The sequence below is a fragment of the Dyella sp. 2YAF14 genome (assembly GCF_052114725.1).
In the GTDB taxonomy this organism is placed as follows: domain Bacteria; phylum Pseudomonadota; class Gammaproteobacteria; order Xanthomonadales; family Rhodanobacteraceae; genus Dyella.
The window spans coordinates 885,334-903,005 of the sequence record NZ_JBFRFH010000001.1 but is presented as its reverse complement, the minus strand read 5'-3'; the positions used below and the strand labels follow the sequence as shown (position 1 = coordinate 903,005).

Below are 17,672 nucleotides of genomic sequence, written 5' to 3'. Positions count from 1 at the left end.
GACGCGACGACGATGGAACAGATCGCCCTTCACTACCTATGGTGGATTCTTGCGCTGGTGTTGATCGCCATCGAAGTGATCCTGCCCGGCTATTTCATGTTGTGGATCGGCATTGCCGCCGGCATCACCGGCGTCGTGGTGCTGGTGGCGCCGGATTTGCCGATGCTGGGGCAGGCACTGGTATTCGCGGTGCTCGCTTTTCTGTCGTGCGCCGCCTACTGGTATGGCCTGCGCCCTCGCCTGATGCGCGATGAGCCGGGCGATGCGCTGCTCAATCGCCGCGGTGAACAGAAGATCGGCCAGCGCTACGTGCTGGTGGAACCGATTGTTCATGGGCGGGGCAAGGCGAAGGTGGGCGACGGTCTGTGGCTGGTGAGTGGGCCGGATTTGCCGGCGGGGGCGATGGTGGAGGTGGTTGGGGTGGAGGGGACGACGTTGCTGGTGAAGGTGGCGGATTAGGTTGTCGTTGGATTGAGTCGATCCCATCTGCTCGTCATCTCGGGGTCGGCTGCCTCTTGCTCGTCGCCGCGGCGCGGGCCGGAGGCGCTTTTCGACAGAGAAGCTGGTCATCCAGATTCGTCAGTCTCCGGTTGCCGCCTTGAGGCCAGGGTGCCGCCTACGCGGCGGGCGTTTCGAACGGCTGCCGCCGCTCGAGTCACTTTTCTTTGCTGGCCCAAAGAAAAGTAACCCAAAGAAATGGCCTGATAACGCCCGCAGCATCGTGTTGGGATAAGCCCGAACGCTCGAGGCGCGCTGTTGTGGGACAACCTCCGAGGGTACACAGGGGATACTTCCAAGCGCTGCGCAACGCGCCCGAATCGGAGAGGACTTAAAGCGGGGCCTCGCTGCGCATCGGCTTTAGTCGTCCCGCTTCCCTTTGCCACGCGGGCTTGTCTGTGGGAGCGCACCCTGTGCGCGACAGCCACGCCGCGGTGTACCGCTCCGTAGGTTTGTCGCGCACAGGGTGCGCTCCCACAAAGAGYCGACCGGCAAGGTTGATCCGCAACCCACGAAGCTGCCTAACCCTTGTAGGAGCGCACTTGTGCGCGACCGCGGAGCGAGGATGTACCGCTCCGTTGGCTGGTCGCGCACAAGTGCGCTCCTACAAAAAGCCATCCAAATCAGTTTTACTAGGGTCATGCCCATGACCCCACCTTCATCATCCGCGGCCAACGCCGCCCCCACGGTCACGCGATGAATCCTTCGACCGTCCCCACCCCGCTTGCCCTGGCGCCGCTCAATACGCGCATCGCGTTCCTGCTGGAGCTGGCGCGACGGCTGCATCAGTACGGCACGGCGGCGCCACGTCTGGAGGGGGCGATCTGGGGCGCGGCCCAGCGGTTGGGGCTGGTGGCGGACGTGTGGTCCAGTCCCACGGCCATCATCATTTCGTTCACCGACCTGTCCCAGGGTGAGGACGAAGTGGCGCAGGTGACGCAGGTGATGCGGCTGGCGCCCGGTGATGTGAACCTCGGACGCCTTAGCGACGCCGATGCCATCGCCGACAAGGTGATCGCTGGCGACATCGAATTGCGCGAGGGTTTTCGCCTGTTGCGCGAGCTGGGTCGACCCGATACGCGCCGCGCGCAAGCCGGGGTGATCGCCAGTTACGGCCTCGCCGCCGCCAGTGTGGTGGCGCTGCTGCTGCACAGTTCGTGGGCCGACCTGGTGACGGCCGCGCTGATCGGACTGATCATCGGCACCATCACGGTGCTGTCGGCCACGCGTCCGCGCCTGGCAGTGGCGAGTGAGGCGATCAGCGCCTTGGTCGCGACCACCATCGCCATCGTCGTCAGCCAGTTCGTGGTGCCGCTGGCGATCAAGTCGGTGATTCTGGCGGGACTGATCGTCCTCATGCCCGGCATGGCCCTCACGACGGCTGTGCGCGAAATCTCCAGCCAGCATCTGGTGGCTGGCGTGGCACGCATGGGCGGCGCCATCGCCACGCTGATCAAACTCACCTTCGGTACCGTCGCCGCCACGCAGCTATGCAGCGCGTTCGGCATCGAAGGGCGTGATTACGCACTGCCGCCGTTGCCCGCATGGACGGACTATCCGGCACTGCTCGTCGGCGCTTTCGCCTTCGCCATTTCCTTCCGCGCGGCACGACGCGACTGGCTGGTGGTGATGGCGGCCGTGGTACTGGGCTATCTCTCCACACGCTGGGGCGGTGCGTTGGCCGGCAAATTGCCGGCGGCGCCGTTTGGTGTGTTTCTTGGAGGATTGATCCTCAGCAGCGTGGCCAATCTCTATGCGCGCTTCGTGCATCGGCCGGGCGCCTTGATTCGCGAACCAGGCATTATCCTGCTGGTGCCCGGTAGCGTAGGGTTTCGCAGCGTGTCGTATATGTTGGAACGCGATACGACCCTGGGCATGGACAGCACCATGCTGCTGATCACGCTGCTCATTGCCCTGGTGGCAGGGTTGCTGTTTGGCGACCTGTTGATCGCGCCACGCCGCTCGCTTTGAAACATGCCCGCCGAGCCGGTATTCGCTGACAGGACAGCACGCCAATAGCCTGTACGTCGCATCGTAGTATCTCCGGCAGGATGCACCTTACGATTCTTACTTGGGCTGCAACGGCCATCTGTCGAATGGAGAAGAACCTTGCAGCCGGATGCGATGGCGGAGGGGCAGCTGCGCAGCGTTCTGATCGTCGATGACCATCCGATGTTCCGGCTGGCCTTGCGTTATGCGCTGACTACGCGCCATGCGCATGTGAACATTGTCGAGGCGGCGAGCCACGCAGCACTGGAGACGGCCATCACGGCGGACGAGTTCGATCTCGTCCTGCTCGATCTGGCCATGCCCGGCGCCAACGGTTTCTCCTCGTTGGTGCATCTGCGCTGCGAGCGCCCGGATATGCCGGTGATCGTGATTTCCTCCTACGAGGACCCCTACACCGTGGGCCGGGCACGGCAGTTCGGTGCTGCCGCTTTCGTGCCGAAATCCGCCACGGCGAGGGACATCTGGCATGCGATCGAGATCGTGCTCGCCGGCGGCACTTGGTTCCCGGCCGATAAGATCGATGATGGCAGCGCCAACGCCCGCACCCGGCGACGCCTCACCTCCCTGACAACACAACAACTTCGAGTGTTGCTGTGCGTTGGCGAGTGTCTGCTCAACAAGCAGATCGCCGACGAACTGCATTTGTCTGAAAACACCGTCAAAGTCCATGTCAACGCGATCCTCAAGAAACTCCAATGCACTACGCGCACACAGGCGGCGGTGCTGATACGCAGCCTTATGCTGGACTCGCCGGTCGCGTCTTTGCAGATTCGCGGTGAAGGCGTCAGCTGACAACGCATCGCTATGGCGCGGCCTTGATCGGGCAGATGGATCATGGGCGGGAGGGGCCTCGATGTACGCCCATGATCACAAAAGAAATCAGTAGGGGCGCCCGCATAGGCTTCAAATAGGGCAAATGGTCGTGCTTGAAATGATTGGCTTCGATCGTTCTTTGGACGTCCAAATCTAATGCGCGTACGTGCGTGAGATCGCGCGAGCTTGATTGATGTTGCAGTGCGTTAGTACCAATTAGCTATAGGTCGCTGCAGCGTCGCTTCCCTAGGATGAATGAACACCACGCGGTTGCCACGGGCAAGTCGCGTCGCGCGCCATGCGTGATCAAACACGGGGGAGACGATGAGAGCAAAGGTTGAGGAATTCCAAGGCGTCGACGCGGCGCCGTCGCTGTCGTCCCTGCAACGACTGAAGTCGATCGTGGGCGGCTCGATCGGCAACTTGGTCGAATACTACGACTGGTACGTCTACACGTCGTTCTCGCTGTACTTTGCCAAGGCGTTCTTTCCACAAGGTGATGCCGTATCGCAGGCGCTCAACGCCGCGGCCATCTTCGCGGTCGGCTTTCTCATGCGGCCCATCGGCGGCTGGTACTTCGGCCGTTACGCCGACCGCCATGGGCGGCGCGCGTCGCTCATGCGCTCGATCGTACTGATGTGCGCGGGTTCGCTGCTGATCGCGCTGTGCCCGACCTACGACACGATTGGTGTCGCCGCGCCTGTATTGCTGGTCTTTGCACGCTTGATGCAAGGCTTGAGCCTGGGCGGCGAGTACGGCAGTTCGGCGACGTATCTGTCCGAAATGGCTACCGGCAAGCGGCGGGGCTTCTGGTCGAGCTTTCTCTACGTCACCCTGATCGCGGGCCAATTGCTGGCGCTGGCCGTGCTGATCGTCATGCAGCAGTGGTTTTTCACCGAGGGACAGCTCAAGGCCTGGGGCTGGCGTATTCCCTTCGCGATTGGTGCCGTCGTGGCCCTCGTCGCACTGTTCCTGCGTCGGAACATGGCCGAAACCGCTGCGTTCGTGAGCAGTCAGGCCAAGGCGGCGACCGTTCAGCGGGCGAGTTCGCTGGGCTTGTTGATCAAGCACTGGCGTCCGGCGCTGATCGTGGTCGGTTTGACCATGGGCGGCACGCTGGCCTTCTATACCTATACGACCTACATGTCGAAGTTCCTGGTGCTCAGCGTCGGCCTGAGCAAGGAGACGGCGACCCTGATAAACGCCGCCACCTTGTTGGTCTATATGTTGCTGCACCCGCTGGTGGGCGGTCTCTCCGACCATATCGGCAGGCGTCCGATCCTCATCGCATTCGGCGTACTCGGCGTGCTGTTGACGGTGCCGGTGCTCAGCACGCTGCGTGGCGTCACGAGTCCTTACGAGGCCTTTGCACTGATCATGCTGATGCTGGTGGTCGTGTCGGGTTACACGTCGATCAACGCGGTCGTGAAGGCAGAGCTGTTTCCTGTCGAGATACGCGCCCTCGGCGTGGGTCTTCCGTATGCCCTGGCGGTCGCGATCTTCGGCGGCAGCGCAGAGACGGTCGCGCTGTGGTTCAAGCAGAGCGGCCATGAGAGCGGGTTCTATTGGTACGTCACGGCGTGCATCGGCTGCTCGTTGCTGGTTTACCTCTTCCTCCCCGATACCAAGAAGACCTCGTTGATCGAGGACTAAGCAGCAGCTTTTCCCTCCGCATCTCCCGGTCCGCGCAAGCGGGCCGTGGGGAAGTGCGGCCCTTTTTCCCGCGAACAGTCGAGGAGCCGGTTGATGAAGAACAGAATGCGCAATGCCTTATCGTTGGCCGCGTTGCTCAGCGCGGCCGGTTTTACGACCACGGCGCAGGCCGCCGATGAACTGACCTGGCATGGCCTCACGCTGTATGGCACGTACGACATCGGCCTTGTGCACCAGACCCATGGTGCGCCAGTGAGCAAGGACTGGGGCGTTGGCACGGCGTATCTGATTGCAAAGAACAGCGACAAGCCGCAGACGACGATCGCGCCGAATGGGCTTTCGCAATCGCGCATCGGCCTGAAGGGCAAGCAGGATCTGGGCGGCGGCGTCGCCTTCGTCTTCAATCTCGAAGTCGGCTTCAATCCGCAGTCGGCTCGACTTTCCGATGGTCTGGCTTCGCTTGCCTACAACAACGGTCGCGCGCTGGACCAGCAGAGGTCGGCAGGCGATGCGTCGCGAGCAGGCCAGCTGTTCAACGGCCCGGCATTCGTTGGTTTGAGTTCGAAGGAGCTGGGAACGCTGACGGCCGGACGCAACAATACGGTGTTGCTCGACAATATCGGTCGCTACGATCCGATGAACAGTTCATATGCGTTCTCGGTGATCGGCCTGCAGGGCGCCACCTCAGGTGGTGGTTATACGCAGGATGCGCGGGCCGACAACTCGCTCAAGTACAACGGGAAGTGGGGCGGCGTGCGTCTGGCCGCGTTGTACCAGGTCGACAGTGGACATGGCGGCCAGGGCACGGGCTGGCAACTCAATGCCGGCTTCGATGGGCAGAACTTCTCGGTGGATGCGGTCTACGCGAGCAAAAAGGATGGCGTGTCCGCCGCCTCGCTCAATGCCGCGCAAGCCAGGATCATGCCGCGCGGTTCGCTCGCCGCCGTTGTTTCGGACAACACTGCGTGGACGATCGACGGAAGCTACACACTCGGCGCTTTCAAGCTATATGGTGGCTTCGAGCGCATCGAATTCGAAAATCCTTCGCGCCCGCTCCGGCCGGGCTTCACCGGCCTCGGGGGTTATACCTTCAGCGTGGTCAACAACGAGGCATTTCCACATGCCAAGCACCTCGACGTATCGTGGCTTGGCGTGAAATACGCCATCAACAAGGATTTCGACCTTGCCGGCGCCTACTATCACTACAACCAGAACGCCTACGGCAAAACGATTTGTCATGAACGCAGCGCGGCCAATTGCAGCGGCCAGCTCGATGCCTATTCGGTGCGTCTGGTCTGGCACAACTTCGCCAAGCGTTTCGACGCTTATACAGGTGCGATGTTCTCGAGTGTTTCGGACGGACTCGCCGCAGGTTACCTGCACAGGTCGACGATTGATCCGATGGTAGGCGTGCGCTTTCAGTTCTAGGCGCTCTGAAAATCAACGTGCACGGATAAAAAAAAGCCGGCCAATGGCCGGCTCTTTCTATGGCGCTGATTAGCGATCAGATCGCCAGATCCTTTTCTTTTTTACCGGCCTTCAGCGCATCGTTGAACCAGCGCGGACGCTTGCCGCGGCCGGACCATACCTGTTCGGGGTCGGCGGGATTGCGATACTTCGGTGCCACCGTGCCGCCGCTGCGGCGCGTCTTGGCGCCACGTGCATTGCCGAAGATGTCTTCGAAGGAATAACCCTCGGCCTTGATCAGTGCGTGGATTTTCTCGCGCAGCTTGCCGACTTTTTCCTTGCGCAACTCCTGCTGGCGAACCTGCGCTTTATTGATCAGGTCATTGAGCTGGTTATGGTTGAGACTCTTGAGATCAACTGCCATGCGTAACTCCCGGGGTGAGTGTGACTGCCTGACTTGGGTACTGCGACTTAAGCAGTACCTCTTTTGGATTATTGATTTTTACCGATTAACTGAACTGTTGCAAAGCAAATAGTACTGATTGGGAAAAATTCTTAGCGATCCGCCAGGACATTAATGCCAATAGGGACCAAAGCCCGTATCGAGCCTGAGGGGGGGCAGAGCGACATCGGAGGCTGGCCTCCCGCACTCCGGCAGCGCCCGCGTCGCCCACCAGCGACCCGGGTTATTGCGCGGATTCACATAAAAAAAGCGGCCGCTAGGCGGCCGCTTTCTGGGGCTTTCAGTGGCGATCAGCCCAGGAGTGCAAACAGCTCGTCCTGGCTGATGGCGCGGGCCTCGGCTTCGTGGCGCGCCCGGTATTCCAGCGTGCCGGCGGCCAGGCCGCGTTCGCTGACCACCACGCGATGCGGGATGCCGATGAGTTCCATATCCGCAAACATGGCGCCCGGACGCAGGCCGCGATCGTCCAGCACCACGTCGATGCCACGTCCCTGCAGGGCCTGGTAGAGCGCGTCGGCCGCCTGTGCGATCTCCGGAGCGTTCTTGGGATTGATCACGCACACGGCCACGCGCCAGGGCGCCATGGGCTCGGGCCAGATGGCGCCGGCGTCGTCGTGGCGCTGCTCGATGGCGGCCGCCACAATGCGGCTGACGCCGATGCCGTAGCAGCCCATCATCATCACCTGGGCCTTGCCGTTCTCGTCCAGCACCGTGGCCTTGAGCGCCTCGGCGTACTTGGTGCCGAGCTGGAACACATGGCCCACTTCGATGCCGCGGGCCATGTGCAGCGTGCCCTTGCCATCGGGCGAGGCGTCGCCCGCCACGACCTTGCGGATGTCCTCCACCCGGGTCACGCGCGCGTCGCGATCCCAGTTGGCGCCGGTGTAGTGGGTGCCGTCCTGATTGCCGCCACAGACGAAATCAGCGAGCACGGCGGCGTCGCGGTCGACGATGACCGGGATTTCCGCGGGCAGCTTCACCGGGCCGATAAAGCCCGGGCGGGTGCCGGTGAGAGCGAGGATTTCCTCTTCCGTGGCCAGCACGGATTCGCCCGGCATCTCGGCCAGCTTGCCGGCCTTCACTTCATTGACTTCGTGATCGCCGCGCACGCACAGCGCGACCAGACCATCGGTGCCGCGCACCAGGATGGTCTTCACGCATTGCTGCGGCGAGACCTTGAGGAAGCTGGCGACGTCCTCGATGGTCTTCTGCGTGGGCGTATCCACCCGCGTGAGCTCGGCGGCCGGGGCAGGGCGCGCCGTGGTGGGTGCGAGTGCCTCGGCCTTCTCGATGTTGGCTGCGTAATCGGAGGCATCGGAGAACGCGATCGCGTCTTCGCCCGAATCGGCCAGCACCTGGAACTCGTGGCTGGCGTTGCCGCCGATGGCGCCGGTGTCGGCCTGCACGGCGCGGAATTTCAGGCCCAGGCGCGTGAAGATGCGCGCGTACGCCTGGTACATCGCGTCATAGGTCTGCTGCAGCGATTCCTGCGTGAGATGGAAGGAATAGGAATCCTTCATCAGGAACTCGCGCGCGCGCATCACGCCGAAGCGCGGGCGGATCTCGTCGCGGAACTTGGTCTGGATCTGATAGAAGTTGACCGGCAGCTGCTTGTAGCTCTTGAGCTCGTTGCGAGCGTAATCGGTGATCACTTCCTCGGCGGTCGGCGCATAGCAGAACTCCTGCTCTTTGCGATCCTTGACCTTCAGCAGCTGCGGACCGAACTTGGACCAGCGGCCGCTTTCCTCCCACAGCTCCTTGGGCTGGATGGTCGGCATCAGCAGCTCGACGGCGCCGGCGCGATCCATTTCCTCGCGCACCACGGCCTCCACCTTGCGCAGCACGCGCAGGCCCAGCGGCGACCAGGTGTACAGGCCGGCAGCCAGCTTGCGGATCATGCCGGCGCGCAGCATCAGGCGATGGCTGGCGATTTCGGCGTCGGCAGGGACTTCCTTGACGGTGGCCAGGTGGAATTGGCTGAGGCGCATGCGAGCGGATCCGGCGGAGAAAGAGGCCGATTATAGCGGCCCGCGATGCTCAAACTCGCGGGTCGCGGCAGCTTCTTCGCGCTGAAGCAGGCTCAGTTGCCCGAGCAATACTGCTGGTATTGCGCTTCGGCGGCGGCCTGTTGCTGCTTGCGCTGGTCGGTGTTCATGACCTTCTGCTGATCGCCGTCCTGCATCACCACCGGCCCGCTGCTCTTGAGCGTCTCCATATTGTTCTTGAGATTGGCGCAGAGCTTGGTGCGGTTTTCGGGCGTATCGGCCATCGGCTGTGGCTTGGCCTGCGGCTGGCTGTCGCTCTTGGGCTCGCTATTGTTGCTATTGGAAGGTTCGGGGGCGGCCAGAGGCTCGACCGAGCCCGAGGTGGTGACCTTGTTGTACTTGGTGCCCTGCGGCGGCGGCGCGTCGGAGTAGTGCACGGTGCCGCCGGCATCGGTCCACTTGTAGGCCTGGGCGGCGGCCAGGGGCGCGACGAGCAGCAGCGCGGTGGCGATCAACAGTCGACGCATGGTGGGCTCCGGGACGTTGGGCGGTGTGCGGGTTTGTTAAGGAAAGGGTCGTCGTTCCGGGCGGACTTGCCGGGCTTGACCCGGTGCGCCGGCGACGCCGGCCGCGTCCCCCTGCGACGCCGTAGCATCCTTGCACCCCGTCCAGCCGGACTCAAGCGGGGGATGGTTTACACTGCGCGCATTCCGTCACGGATTGATTCATGAGCGACAGTACGCCCGTCCGCCCCCCGCGCCACCGGGGCATTTATCTGCTGCCGAACCTGTTTACCACCGGCGCGATGTTTGCGGGCTTCTACGCGATCGTGACGAGCATCGCCGGCGATTTCAGTGCGGCCGCCATTGCCGTATTCGTGGCGGCACTGCTGGACGGCATGGATGGTCGGGTGGCACGTCTTACCAACACCCAGACCGAGTTCGGCGTGCAGTACGACTCGCTGTCGGACCTGGTCAGCTTTGGCCTGGCGCCGGCGCTGGTGATGTACACCTGGTCGCTATCGAGCTTGAAGGACTATGGCCCGACCTGGGGCAAGATCGGCTGGGCCGGCGCCTTCATCTATGCCGCCTGTGCGGCGCTGCGCCTCGCGCGCTTCAATACCCAGGTGGGCGTGGTCGACAAGCGCTATTTCCAGGGCTTGGCCAGTCCGGCGGCGGCAGCGGTATGCATGTCGTTCGTCTGGACCATGGACAAGTTCGGCATCCTCGGTGCCGAAGTTCCTTTCCTCACGCTGGTGATGGCGGTGCTGGTGGGTTTGCTGATGGTGAGCAATTTTCGCTACTACAGCTTCAAATCGCTGCCGATGGGCGACCGCGTGCCGTTCCTGTGGGTATTGATCGGCGTACTCGTGCTGGTGCCATTTTTCATCGATCCGCCGCGTGTGCTGTTCGTGGTGTTCACCCTTTACTTGCTTTCCGGTCCGGTGATGACCCTGTGGGGACGCGCCACGCGTCGCCGTCGTCGGGGAGTGGCCTGATGGCCGGGCTCGCGCACGCCGTGTCGCATCGTGAGCGCGTGCTCCGCGCGCTGGGTGTCACGCCATGGGTGCGGCGCACTGCGGTGGCTGAGCCTGTCGCGAGCGAATTGCCGGTGGTCGATGCCATGGCCGAGGTCGTGTCTGGCGACTGCATCGTTGTGCTGCCCGCGGGCTGCTCGCCGCGTGAGCTCGACCTGGTGGGCCGCGCCCTGATGGCCTGCGGTGCCGCCGTCGCGCGCGCGCCGCGTATTGAAGTGAGCGATGGCCGATTGCCTGCCGCGCCGGAAGCCCGCGCCTATCTGGTCTTCGGCGAGGCGCAAGCGCATGCGCTGGGGCGCGAACTGCCGGCGGCGGCGCTGAGTCGCGCCCATATCGTGCTGGCCGACGAACCGGCGAGCGTGCTCGCCTCGGGTGCAGGCAAGCGTCGCCTGTGGAATGCGCTGCGCAGTTTGCGCCGCGCGCTGGTCGCTGCTGCGGAGTAGTCCCTGCATGGTCGCCGTGGCCCGCCCTCACGCCGAAATCCGCGCCATGCGCCGCGACGACGTGCCCATGGTGGCTGCGCTGGAAGCCGCGTCTTACGACTTCCCCTGGACCGCGGGCATCTTCAGCGATTGCCTCAAGGCGGGGCATCCCTGCTGGGTGATGTGGGTGGACGGGGTGATCGCTGGCTATGGCGTGTTGTCGGTGGCCGCGGGCGAGGCGCATGTGCTCAATGTGTGTGTTGGGCCGGATCACCGTGGACTGGGCCTGGGGCGCTTCCTGTTTCGGCGTCTGCTCGATATTGCGCGGTGGAATGGGGCGGGGCGGGTCTTTCTTGAGGTGCGGCCGTCCAATCCTTCGGCGCAGAATCTTTATCGGTCGCTGGGGTTTGAGGAGATTGGGCGGCGGCCGAAGTATTACCCGGCCAAGGATGGGCGGGAGGATGCGATTGTGATGGCGTTGGATTTAGTGGCGGGGTAGGGGTTGCTGGTTGCGGGTTGATCGCTCCGCATGTGCCGTACTCCAGCTCGTCATCCCGGCGCAGGTCGGAAGCGCTTTTCAACAGTCGAAGGCTGGTCATTCAAAGCCTCGGTGCTTAGTTGTCGCGATACGGCGACCTGGCTCGCCTGCCGCGGGCTTCCGTCCTCCTGCCGGCGACGCAAAGCTAGTCCCCTTTTTGGGAAGGCCGGGTCACTTTCTCTTGCTTGCCCAAGAGAAAGTAACCAACGGAGAAGGGCCCCCCGCCCGCCGCGTCATACGGGGACCCCGGGGGAGAGCCACATCAAGAGCCGATAAGTGCTCTGCGTTGCCGAGCCGGCAGCTTTTTGTAGGAGCGCACTTGTGCGCGACCAGCCGACGGAGCCGTACGCCGACGCGCTGCGGTCGCGCACAAGTGCGCTCCTACAAGGGAGACGCAGTTCTGTAGCGGGCCAAATGGCCGGTCGGCTTTTTGTGGGAGCGCACCCTGTGCGCGACAAACCTACGAAGCGGAACGCCCAGGCGTGGCTGTCGCGCACAGGGTGCGCTCCCACAGACAAGCGGGCAGGCCAATGGTTGAAGGGCTCATGCAGATGCGGAGCGAGACTCCGCTTTAGGTCTCCCCGCTACGGCGCGTTGCGGCGTAGCGGGGAGAGGAGGCGCTTGAATCGCCTCAGCCCAGCTTCTGCGCCTGCTCGCGCAACGCAGTCAGCTGCACGCCCCAATCGGCGATGCGCTGGCGTTCCTGCGCCACCACTTCCGCTGGTGCATTGGCCACAAAATTCGCGTTGCCCAGCTTGCCTTCGCACTTCTTGATCTCGACTTCGATGCGCCCGATTTCCTTGGCGAGGCGAGTCTTCTCCGCGCCAAGATCGATCAGGCCCGCAAGCGGGATCAGCACGCGCATCGAACCCACCACGGCGGCTGCGGCGGCTGGTTCGTCGGCGCCCGATTCAATCCACTGCGGCGCGTCCACGCGAGCGAGGAAGCTGATCTGTGCGGCGAATTTGGCGGCGCGTGCGCGATCGCTCGCGTCGCCGTCGGCGAGCAAGAGCGGGATGGTTTTGCCAGGGGCGATGTTCATTTCCGCGCGGATGCGGCGGATGCCGCTCAGCACGTTCTTGAACCATTCGACTTCGGCCGTGGCCGCGTCGTCCGCCACGATCTCCTCGGCCTTCGGCCACGGGCGTTCCAGCAGGAACTTGGCATCGAGGCCGAGCTTGGGCGCCACCGAATGCCAGATCTCTTCGCTGATGAAGGGCACGATAGGATGCAGCGCGCGCAGGATGGTTTCCAACACCACCACCAGCGTGTGGCGCGTGGACGCTGCAGCGGCAGCATCGTCGCCATTCAATGCGGGCTTGGACAGTTCCAGGAACCAGTCGCAGAACTCGTTCCAGGTGAACTCGTACAACTCTTGCGCGAGCAGGTCGAAGCGATAGCTGGCGAAGTGTTGTTCGACGTCGGTCAGCGTCTGCTTGAGGCGCGTGAGGATCCAGCGCTCCGCTTCGGTAACCGGCGCGCCGCCCGGTGCGGGCAGCTGGCCTTCGGGCAGGTTCATCAGCACGAAGCGCGCAGCATTCCACAGCTTGTTGCAGAACGCCTTGTAGCCTTCGGCGCGCTTGATATCGAAGTTGATGGTGCGGCTATAGCTGGCGAGCGCCGCGAAAGTGAAGCGCAGTGCGTCGGTGCCGATGGCGGGAATGCCCGTCGGGTAATCCTTGCGGATGCGCTTTTCCACCTTGTCGCGCACCTGCGGGATCAGCAGCGACTTGGTGGACTTGGCCACCAGCGGCTCCAGCTCGATGCCGTCGATCAAATCCAGCGGATCGAGCGTATTGCCCTTGGATTTGGACATCTTCTGGCCTTCCGCATCACGCACGATCGCGTTGATGTAGACATGGCGGAAGGGCACGCGACCGGTGAAGTATTTGGTCGCCATCACCATGCGCGCGACCCAGAAGAAGATGATGTCGAAGCCGGTGACCAGCACGGCGCTGGGCAGGAACACGTTGTCGTTGGACCAGTCGGCCACGACGTTGCCGTGTTCGTCCTTCACCGGGCCGTCCATCGGCCAGCCGAGCGTGGAGAACGGCCACAGCGCGGAGCTGAACCAGGTGTCGAGCACGTCGTCGTCCTGGCGCAGCGCGCCCACGGGCGTCGTGCTGGCATGGGCGCGTGCATCGGCTTCGTCTTCGCCCACGAAAATATTGCCGGCTTCGTCGTACCACGCCGGGATGCGATGGCCCCACCACAGCTGCCGGCTGATGCACCAGTCCTGGATGTTTTCCAGCCACTGCGTGTAAGTGGTGCTCCAGTTTTCCGGCACGAACTTGATCTCGCCGCCGCGCACGGCTTCGAGCGCCGGCTCGGTGATTTCCTTGCGGCCTTTCTCGCTGGTCAGATCGAGGAACCACTGGTCGGTGAGCATCGGCTCGATCACCGCATCCGAACGCTGGCTCACCGGCACCTGCAGTTTGTGCGGCTTGGTTTCGACGAGCAGGCCTTCGGCTTCCAGATCCGCGAGCACGGCCTTGCGTGCTTCATAGCGGTCCATGCCGCGATATTTTTCGGGCGCGTTTTCGTTGACCTTCGCGTCCAGCGTGAAGATGTTGATCGGTGCCAGTTGATGACGCTGGCCGATGGCGTAGTCGTTGAAGTCGTGCGCTGGCGTGATCTTGACGAAGCCAGTGCCGAACTCGCGATCGACGTAATCGTCGGCGATCACCGGAATCTCGCGGCCGCTCAGCGGCAGGCGCAGCGTCTTGCCGGTCAGGTGCGTGTAGCGCTCGTCTTCCGGGTTCACGGCAACAGCGACGTCACCCAGCATGGTTTCCGGACGCGTGGTGGCCACCACGACGCTGTCCTTGCCGTCGGCGGTGGGGTAGCGGATCGACCACATGTGGCCGTCGCGCTCGACGTTGTTCACTTCGAGATCGGAGACAGCGGTGCCCAGCAGCGGATCCCAGTTCACCAGGCGGTTGCCGCGATAAATCAGGCCGGCGCGGAACCACTCGACGAACACCTTGCGCACGGCCTCCGAAAGGCCTTCGTCCATGGTGAAGCGTTCGCGCGACCAGTCGGCGGCGGCGCCGATGCGGCGCATCTGGTTGGTGATGGTGGAGCCGGATTCTTCCTTCCACTTCCACACGCGTTCCACGAACGCTTCGCGGCCCAGGTCATGGCGCGTCTTGTCGTCCAGGGCGAGCTGGTTCTCGACGATCTTCTGCGTGGCAATGCCCGCGTGATCGGTACCGACCTGCCACAGCGTGTTCATGCCGCGCATGCGCTGGTAGCGGATCAGCATGTCCATCACGGTCTGCTGGAAGGCATGGCCCATGTGCAACGTGCCGGTGACGTTCGGCGGCGGCAGCAGGATGCAATAGGGCTCGCCCTGGCCGGACGGCTTGAAGTCGCCGCTGGCTTCCCAGGCGGCATACCACTTCGATTCGATCTGGCCGGGCTCGAAACTCTTGTCCATCAGGGGCTCGCGATTGCGCGCCGGGGCTGGCGCGTGGGGATAGTCGGTAAAGGGTCGATTGTACGGGCGGGGGGGCTGGGGTGCCAAAAGCCCGCTTCTAGCTCCTTCGCCCCGGAGGGGAGAAGGCTGGGATGAGGGGTCGGGGCTTGCCCGAACGCTTGATTGGAATATGGGGGCTTTTCTTGGGGTAGGTAAGGCTTCCGCGAGCACCCGCCCCTCACCCCGGCCCTCTCCCCGCAGGGGAGAGGGAGCAAGCGTCAGCCGCGCAGCTGCCTGCCGTATGCGTGCACCTCATCCACCAGCACTTTCACATGCTCCGGGTTCACTTCAGGAGTGATGCCGTGCCCCAGGTTGAACACGTGGCCAGGATGGTTGCCGTAACTGTCCATCACCCGGCGCACCTCGCGGCGGATCACCTCGGGACTGGCCTGCAGGATGGCCGGGTCCAGGTTGCCCTGCAGGGCAACGCGGCCATTCACGGCCTGGCGGGCGTCGGCCAGGTCGATGGTCCAGTCCACGCCCAGCGCGGTGCAGCCGGTGTCGGCCATGGTGGCCAGGTGCTGGCCGGCGCCCTTGGAGAACAGGGTGACGGGCAGGTCGCGGCTGGCGGGGTGGGCCTTCAGCGCCTCGACCACCTGGGTCATATGGCGCAGCGAGAACTCGCGGAACGGCGCGGGGCCCAGCAGGCCACCCCAGGTGTCGAAGATCATCAGCGCCTGGGCGCCGGCGGCCGCCTGGGCGATCAGATAGGCCGCCACGGCCTGGGCCAGCGTGTCGAGCAACTGGTGCGCGAGCGCAGGCTCGCTCCAGCACATGGCCTTGAGGCGGGCGAAATCGCGCGAGCCCTGGCCTTCCACCATGTAGCAGGCCAGCGTCCACGGGCTGCCGGAAAAACCGATCAGCGGCACGCGGCCGTCCAGTTCCTTGCGGATCACGCGCACCGCATCCATCACGTAGCGCAGCTCGGTTTCCATATCCGGCACGCCAAGCTTCTCGATGTCGGCGCGCGAGCGCACGGGATGCGCAAACTGCGGGCCCTCGCCTTGCGCAAAGCTCAGCCCCAGCCCCATCGCATCGGGAATGGTGAGGATGTCGGAGAACAGGATGGCCGCGTCCAGTTCGAAGCGCTCCAGCGGCTGCAGCGTTACTTCGCAGGCCAGCTCGGGGCTTTGCGCCAGGGCCATGAAGCTGCCGGCGCGTGCGCGGGTGGCGCGATATTCCGGCAGATAGCGGCCGGCCTGGCGCATGACCCATACGGGCGTGGTGTCGGTGGCCTCCCGGCGCAGGGCGCGCAGGAAGCGGTCGTTCTTCAATGCTGGGGTCATCTTAAGGTCCGTACGGGCCATCCAGGCCTTGGCTGAACATCACGCGGAAGCCGCGCTTGATCTGCGCGTCGCGTGCTTTTTCGAAGGCGGCGAGCGCGTCGTCACGCTCGAGAAACTGCTCGCGCTTGAGGGTGGCCTTGCCGCCCTGCACACCCGATTCGCGATAAAGCGTCCAGCCGCCCAGCAAGTCCTGCTCCAGTGTGATCTGGGCATAGCGCGGCGCCTCGGCGGTGGCGGTCATGGCTTGCAGGTAAAGGCGCATGGAGTCCGGTTCGAAGATAAGGGCGGTCAACCGCAGACCCGCATTCTAGAAGGCTTCGCCCCTGAGGGGCGAGTGCGGCGGCGTGTCGCGCTAGGGCGAAAGCCGGGTGTTGTGAGTCTGTTGGCGTGCCGCGTCGCGCACAGGGTGCGCTCCCACATGAGTGGCTGACACCTGTGGGAGCGCACCCTGTGCGCGACTACGACGAAGCCCGATCCATCAGGTTGCAGCGCGCTCCAGCACCGCCAAAACATCCTTCTCATTCACCCCACTGACAATTTCAGCACGCCCAACACCCCGCCACAGAATCAACCGCAACGTGCCCGCCAGATTCTTCTTGTCCAGCCGCATCAGCGCGAGCAGTTGCTCGGGATCCATGCCGGCGGGAATCGTGGTGGGCAGGCCCATCGCAGCCAGCAATCGATGCAATCGTGCGGTATCGGCCGCCTCGCTCATGCCCATGCGCTCGGACAACTGCGCCGCGAGCAGCATGCCCACGGCGACGCCTTCGCCATGCAGCAGCACCTGGTATTTGCCAGCGGTTTCCAGCGCATGGCCAAACGTGTGACCGAGGTTGAGCAGGGCGCGTTCGCCTTGTTCGGTTTCATCGCGCGCGACGACGCCGGCCTTGTATTGCACCTTGCGTGCGATCGCTTCGATCAGCGGTGCGCTGTCGCGTGCGTTCAATGCTGGGGCGTTGTTTTCCAGCCACGCAAAGAAGGCCGGGTCGCCGATGGCCGCGCCTTTTACCACTTCGGCGAGGCCGGCGCGGTATTCGCGTTCGGGCAAAGAGGCGAGCGTGTCGGTATCGGCGATCACGGCGCGAGGCTGGTGGAAGGCGCCGACGAGGTTCTTGCCAGCGGGCAGATTTACGCCGGTCTTGCCACCCACCGACGAATCCACCATCGACAGCAGGGTGGTCGGCATCTGGATGAAGTCGATGCCGCGCATCCAGCAGGCCGCGCTGAAGCCAGCCAGATCACCCACCACGCCGCCGCCCAGGGCCACCACGCAGGCATCGCGGGTCGCTCCCAGTTGTGCCAGCGCCTCCAGTGCGCGACCGACGTTGGCGAAGGTCTTGTGCGCTTCGCCATCGTCGAGCAGGAAGCTCGACCAGTGCATGCCATGCAGCCCCGCTGCCACGCGCTCCAGGTAGAGCGGCGCCACCGTGGTGTTGCTGATCACCAGCGCATGGCGGCCGCGCAGGGCGGTGCGCCAGCGGGCGCCATCGGCGAGCAGGCCGGGGCCGATCCACACGGGATAGCTGCGATCGCCGAGGGCAACGTCGATGGTGCGGGGCTGGGTGTGCGTCGTGGTGGTCAT

General features: G+C 64.0%; 15 protein-coding genes. 8 read left to right on the top strand and 7 right to left on the bottom strand.

What is annotated here, in order from left to right; translation table 11 throughout:
- Positions 1–12 precede the first annotated feature (12 nt).
- The 5 genes from AB4Y82_RS04220 to AB4Y82_RS04200 all read left to right on the top strand — a co-directional run bounded on the left by AB4Y82_RS04220 (position 13) and on the right by AB4Y82_RS04200 (position 6,402).
- Positions 13–459 carry an NfeD family protein gene (locus AB4Y82_RS04220; RefSeq protein ID WP_441602482.1) on the top strand — a complete coding sequence of 149 codons (447 nt, stop codon included), beginning with the start codon at positions 13–15 and terminating at the stop codon, positions 457–459.
- A 735-nt stretch (positions 460–1,194) separates the two neighbouring features.
- On the top strand, positions 1,195–2,469 hold the full coding sequence (locus tag AB4Y82_RS04215; RefSeq protein WP_441602483.1) for a threonine/serine ThrE exporter family protein: 1,275 nt from the start codon (positions 1,195–1,197) through the stop codon (positions 2,467–2,469).
- A 153-nt stretch (positions 2,470–2,622) separates the two neighbouring features.
- On the top strand, positions 2,623–3,300 hold the full coding sequence (locus tag AB4Y82_RS04210; protein ID WP_441602693.1) for a response regulator transcription factor: 678 nt from the start codon (positions 2,623–2,625) through the stop codon (positions 3,298–3,300).
- Positions 3,301–3,645: 345 nt separating this feature from the next.
- Positions 3,646–4,974, top strand: a complete 1,329-nt coding sequence (locus tag AB4Y82_RS04205; RefSeq protein WP_441602484.1) for an MFS transporter — start codon at positions 3,646–3,648, stop codon at positions 4,972–4,974.
- A gap of 93 nt (positions 4,975–5,067) precedes the next feature.
- Entirely contained in the window at positions 5,068–6,402 is a 1,335-nt protein-coding gene (locus AB4Y82_RS04200) for a porin (RefSeq protein WP_441611122.1), read from the top strand.
- 76 nt (positions 6,403–6,478) lie between these two features.
- On the opposite strand, the gene AB4Y82_RS04195 is transcribed toward AB4Y82_RS04200, so the two are convergent.
- From AB4Y82_RS04195 to AB4Y82_RS04185, 3 genes are all read right to left on the bottom strand, one after another.
- Entirely contained in the window at positions 6,479–6,805 is a 327-nt protein-coding gene (locus AB4Y82_RS04195; RefSeq protein ID WP_441602486.1) for an H-NS histone family protein, read from the bottom strand.
- A 329-nt stretch (positions 6,806–7,134) separates the two neighbouring features.
- On the bottom strand, positions 7,135–8,832 hold the full coding sequence (locus AB4Y82_RS04190) for a proline--tRNA ligase (RefSeq protein WP_441602487.1): 1,698 nt from the start codon (positions 8,830–8,832) through the stop codon (positions 7,135–7,137).
- Positions 8,833–8,924: 92 nt separating this feature from the next.
- Entirely contained in the window at positions 8,925–9,356 is a 432-nt protein-coding gene (locus AB4Y82_RS04185; RefSeq protein ID WP_441602488.1) for a DUF4124 domain-containing protein, read from the bottom strand.
- 200 nt (positions 9,357–9,556) lie between these two features.
- Here AB4Y82_RS04185 and pssA point away from each other — a divergent pair, with 200 nt between their 5' ends.
- Genes pssA through rimI form a run of 3 tightly spaced genes read left to right on the top strand, consistent with a single transcriptional unit; the run spans position 9,557 to position 11,287 of the window.
- Entirely contained in the window at positions 9,557–10,327 is a 771-nt protein-coding gene (gene pssA / locus AB4Y82_RS04180; protein WP_441602489.1) for a CDP-diacylglycerol--serine O-phosphatidyltransferase, read from the top strand.
- Entirely contained in the window at positions 10,327–10,809 is a 483-nt protein-coding gene (locus AB4Y82_RS04175) for a hypothetical protein (protein ID WP_441602490.1), read from the top strand. Before pssA ends, AB4Y82_RS04175 begins: the two co-directional genes overlap by 1 nt.
- 7 nt (positions 10,810–10,816) lie before the next feature.
- Positions 10,817–11,287 (top strand): ribosomal protein S18-alanine N-acetyltransferase, encoded by a 471-nt coding sequence (gene rimI, locus AB4Y82_RS04170; protein ID WP_441602491.1) that lies wholly within the window; start codon positions 10,817–10,819, stop codon positions 11,285–11,287.
- A gap of 670 nt (positions 11,288–11,957) precedes the next feature.
- On the opposite strand, the gene AB4Y82_RS04165 is transcribed toward rimI, so the two are convergent.
- The 4 genes from AB4Y82_RS04165 to aroB form a co-directional block, all read right to left on the bottom strand.
- Positions 11,958–14,765, bottom strand: a complete 2,808-nt coding sequence (locus AB4Y82_RS04165; RefSeq protein WP_441611121.1) for a valine--tRNA ligase — start codon at positions 14,763–14,765, stop codon at positions 11,958–11,960.
- Between the two features lie 257 nt (positions 14,766–15,022).
- On the bottom strand, positions 15,023–16,090 hold the full coding sequence (hemE, locus tag AB4Y82_RS04160) for a uroporphyrinogen decarboxylase (RefSeq protein WP_441602493.1): 1,068 nt from the start codon (positions 16,088–16,090) through the stop codon (positions 15,023–15,025).
- A 1-nt stretch (position 16,091) separates the two neighbouring features.
- Positions 16,092–16,352 carry a WGR domain-containing protein gene (locus tag AB4Y82_RS04155; protein ID WP_046970406.1) on the bottom strand — a complete coding sequence of 87 codons (261 nt, stop codon included), beginning with the start codon at positions 16,350–16,352 and terminating at the stop codon, positions 16,092–16,094.
- Between the two features lie 216 nt (positions 16,353–16,568).
- Positions 16,569–17,672, bottom strand: coding sequence for a 3-dehydroquinate synthase (gene aroB, locus AB4Y82_RS04150; protein WP_441602494.1), 1,104 nt, complete (start codon positions 17,670–17,672; stop codon positions 16,569–16,571).

Excerpts from the sequence above, each read along its gene's own strand:
- AB4Y82_RS04205 (WP_441602484.1), top strand. The coding sequence starts at position 3,646 with ATGAGAGCAAAGGTTGAGGAATTCCAAGGCGTCGACGCGGCGCCGTCG.
- AB4Y82_RS04175 (WP_441602490.1), top strand. The coding sequence starts at position 10,327 with ATGGCCGGGCTCGCGCACGCCGTGTCGCATCGTGAGCGCGTGCTCCGC.
- pssA (WP_441602489.1), top strand. The coding sequence starts at position 9,557 with ATGAGCGACAGTACGCCCGTCCGCCCCCCGCGCCACCGGGGCATTTAT.
- AB4Y82_RS04165 (WP_441611121.1), bottom strand. The coding sequence starts at position 14,765 with ATGGACAAGAGTTTCGAGCCCGGCCAGATCGAATCGAAGTGGTATGCC.
- rimI (WP_441602491.1), top strand. The coding sequence starts at position 10,817 with ATGGTCGCCGTGGCCCGCCCTCACGCCGAAATCCGCGCCATGCGCCGC.
- hemE (WP_441602493.1), bottom strand. The coding sequence starts at position 16,090 with ATGACCCCAGCATTGAAGAACGACCGCTTCCTGCGCGCCCTGCGCCGG.
- aroB (WP_441602494.1), bottom strand. The coding sequence starts at position 17,672 with ATGACCACCACGACGCACACCCAGCCCCGCACCATCGACGTTGCCCTC.
- AB4Y82_RS04185 (WP_441602488.1), bottom strand. The coding sequence starts at position 9,356 with ATGCGTCGACTGTTGATCGCCACCGCGCTGCTGCTCGTCGCGCCCCTG.
- AB4Y82_RS04220 (WP_441602482.1), top strand. The coding sequence starts at position 13 with ATGGAACAGATCGCCCTTCACTACCTATGGTGGATTCTTGCGCTGGTG.
- AB4Y82_RS04210 (WP_441602693.1), top strand. The coding sequence starts at position 2,623 with ATGGCGGAGGGGCAGCTGCGCAGCGTTCTGATCGTCGATGACCATCCG.
- AB4Y82_RS04190 (WP_441602487.1), bottom strand. The coding sequence starts at position 8,832 with ATGCGCCTCAGCCAATTCCACCTGGCCACCGTCAAGGAAGTCCCTGCC.
- AB4Y82_RS04200 (WP_441611122.1), top strand. The coding sequence starts at position 5,068 with ATGAAGAACAGAATGCGCAATGCCTTATCGTTGGCCGCGTTGCTCAGC.
- AB4Y82_RS04195 (WP_441602486.1), bottom strand. The coding sequence starts at position 6,805 with ATGGCAGTTGATCTCAAGAGTCTCAACCATAACCAGCTCAATGACCTG.
- AB4Y82_RS04215 (WP_441602483.1), top strand. The coding sequence starts at position 1,195 with ATGAATCCTTCGACCGTCCCCACCCCGCTTGCCCTGGCGCCGCTCAAT.
- AB4Y82_RS04155 (WP_046970406.1), bottom strand. The coding sequence starts at position 16,352 with ATGCGCCTTTACCTGCAAGCCATGACCGCCACCGCCGAGGCGCCGCGC.